At 71.9% G+C, this 990-nt stretch carries 1 protein-coding gene; it reads left to right on the top strand.

What is annotated here, in order from left to right; genetic code table 11:
- Positions 1–806 (top strand): PLP-dependent aminotransferase family protein (locus G3N92_RS34315; RefSeq protein ID WP_206131911.1); only part of this gene is annotated, 806 nt, incomplete at its 5' end.
- Between the last annotated feature and the right edge of the window lie 184 nt (positions 807–990).

The following is a 990-nucleotide window of genomic DNA, read 5'->3' as shown; positions in this document are numbered from 1 at the left end:
CCGGGCTGCGGCTCGTGCCGGTGCCGGTCGATGCGCACGGTCTCGCGCCCGGCCCGGCGCTGTGGCGCGAAGCGCCGCCGCGGCTCATCTACATCACGCCGTCGCATCAGTACCCGCTCGGCGCGGTGATGACGCAGGAGCGGCGCATCGCGCTCGTGCAGGCCGCGCGCGACGCCGGCGCGTGGATCGTCGAGGACGACTACGACAGCGAGTTCCGCCATCACGGCACGCCGCTGGCCGCGTTGCAGAGCGCGGTGCGCGACGCGCCGGTGATCTACCTCGGCACGTTCAGCAAGGTGATGTTCCCCGCGCTGCGGGTGGGTTTCGTGGTGGCGCCCGACGCGATCGCGCCGGCGCTTGAGCACGTGTCGTCGGCGCTGTCGCCGCGCGGGCGGCTCGCCGATCATCTGGCGCTCGCCGAATTCATCGAAGCCGGCCATTTCAGCCGCCATCTGCGCCGCATGCGGCGCGTCTACGCGGAGCGCCGCGACGTGCTGCACGACACGCTCACGCGCCGCCTCGGCGGCCTGCTCACGGTGTCGGCCGGCGACGGCGGCATGCATCTGTCGGCGCGGCTCGACGCGCCGGTGTCCGATCTCGACGTGACGCGCGCGGCCGCCGCGCACGATCTGGTGCTGCGCCCGCTCTCGCCGTTCTGCCTGCCGGGCACCGACGCCGCGCCCTACAACGGGCTCGTGCTCGGTTACGGCAACGTGCCGGTGGAAACGATCGAGGCCGGCGTGACGCGGCTCGAACGCGCGATCGACGACGCGTGCCGTGCGGCGCGCCCGCCGCGGGCCGCCTGACGGCGGGCCTGCACCGCCGGCGCAACTGGCATATGCCATCGATATTGCTGCGTATGCCAAAACATATTGGTCAGACGCCCCGCTCGTGGCGTAGGCTTGTCGCCCGGTCGTCATGCCCTGCCAGGGCGCCAGCACACTCGGTGGTCAAGAAATGAATCGTCGGTTCCGGTTGTCGGTGGTTGCG

This window comes from Burkholderia sp. Ac-20379 (assembly GCF_017104645.1).
Taxonomy (GTDB): domain Bacteria; phylum Pseudomonadota; class Gammaproteobacteria; order Burkholderiales; family Burkholderiaceae; genus Burkholderia.
The sequence above is the reverse complement of the archived record's forward strand: the minus strand, read 5'-3'. Positions and strand labels throughout refer to the sequence as shown.